The 1,266-nt window shown below is 53.8% G+C and carries 3 protein-coding genes; 1 reads left to right on the plus strand and 2 read right to left on the minus strand.

Annotation, left to right across the window (positions count from 1 at the left end; genetic code table 11):
• Nucleotides 1-59: 59 nt before the first annotated feature.
• Both KQ940_RS22610 and KQ940_RS22615 read right to left on the minus strand, forming a co-directional pair.
• Nucleotides 60-599 carry a hypothetical protein gene (locus KQ940_RS22610; protein WP_217416908.1) on the minus strand — a complete coding sequence of 180 codons (540 nt, stop codon included), beginning with the start codon at nucleotides 597-599 and terminating at the stop codon, nucleotides 60-62.
• Nucleotides 596-1,012, minus strand: coding sequence for a helix-turn-helix domain-containing protein (locus KQ940_RS22615; RefSeq protein WP_343222717.1), 417 nt, complete (start codon nucleotides 1,010-1,012; stop codon nucleotides 596-598). Before KQ940_RS22615 ends, KQ940_RS22610 begins: the two co-directional genes overlap by 4 nt.
• Before the next feature lie 131 nt (nucleotides 1,013-1,143).
• Here KQ940_RS22615 and KQ940_RS22885 point away from each other — a divergent pair.
• Nucleotides 1,144-1,266: signal peptidase II (locus KQ940_RS22885; RefSeq protein ID WP_246590274.1), on the plus strand; the 123-nt coding region annotated here is incomplete at its 3' end.

Here is a 1,266-nt window from a genome sequence, read left to right on the forward strand (position 1 = left end):
TAAATCAGTCAACGAACCGACAAAAAGGGGACATCTCAAACCGCGAAAAAGAGGACTTCTCAGACCGGCATTGACATGAATAGCCACTTGATGTACTCAGGGTCGTCAAAATCCACGTTCTGCTCAATCTGTCGAGCGGCATGCTCAAGCTCCCGCAGTGAGGTGATCGGGGGGGCTGAAAGTCGTTCGTCATCATCCAGAAAGGGGCCGTCCGGATCCGTTTTGAAGCGCAGAGCACCCATGCGGTATTGATCGCAAACCCCCAGTAGATAGTCGCTCTCCTGCAGGGCTTTCGGTTTGCGCCCATCCCGGCGGGCCAATACAGCTTCACGCCGCTGCATCAGTAAACGCCCCCAACGATCGGGGCAGGAATCAAGAAAAACCCTGAAGTTGCGGTCATCCCCTTTATGCTGATCGCCTTCAAACAGATGAAGGTCGGGATCGATCTTCAAATAGGGCGTATCTACCCTCTGAAGCCAGTCAATCGAATAAGCAAAGCTGAAATGCTCTTTGCCGCGCACCCGGTCGGCAGTCAATGTGCCGATCAAGGCAGGCTCTTCACCGAGCCAGTCGGCATGGACGTGGATATGGCGGCTCATGCGTCCTCTTCGTTCTTTTCATTCCGTGACCGAGCCTTTGCCAAAGCCATCAGCGACTCGATGTGCCGAGAGGTGTCCGATTTCGATCTGTCGGCGTACACCTCCGGTTCCGGGTGGAGCGGCTTGTTTGCCGACCTCATACTCTTCATCAGCTCGATATCTTGCAGCTTGCGCCCCATATCATCGTCGAGCGCAACCTTGGCCAGATCCTCGGCCAACCCCAATACCGCCAACACACGCAGATAGTGCCCGATCGATACGGTCGACTCGCCACGTTCTATGTTGCGCAGAGTGGGTTTTGACAGGCCCGTGCGCTCGGCGATCATGGTCTGGGTAATCTTGCGACGCTTCATCGCCAGACGAATATTTTCACCAAGTTGTTGCAGGATCTTCTGCTCTTTGGGGAATATCACCGCCTGTCGTCTTTGGATGTGAGTCATGTAGCTATAAATTCATAAAATAGATTTAAATAAAAATATAGTTTCATGTAGATCTCTTGTCAAAGAAGCTCATCATCCGAATCCAGAGCCGGGTCGCATGATTCATGCCCGACCTGAGCCGCAACGCCAACCACTCGCCGGCGGGCAAGACGCTGCTGCTCGGCGGCGCGCTGGGTAATCTCTATGACCGGATCGTCCATGGCCACGTGGTCGACTTCATCTCTTTA

This window comes from Marinobacterium ramblicola, assembly GCF_019084545.1.
In the GTDB taxonomy this organism is placed as follows: domain Bacteria; phylum Pseudomonadota; class Gammaproteobacteria; order Pseudomonadales; family Balneatricaceae; genus Marinobacterium_D; species Marinobacterium_D ramblicola.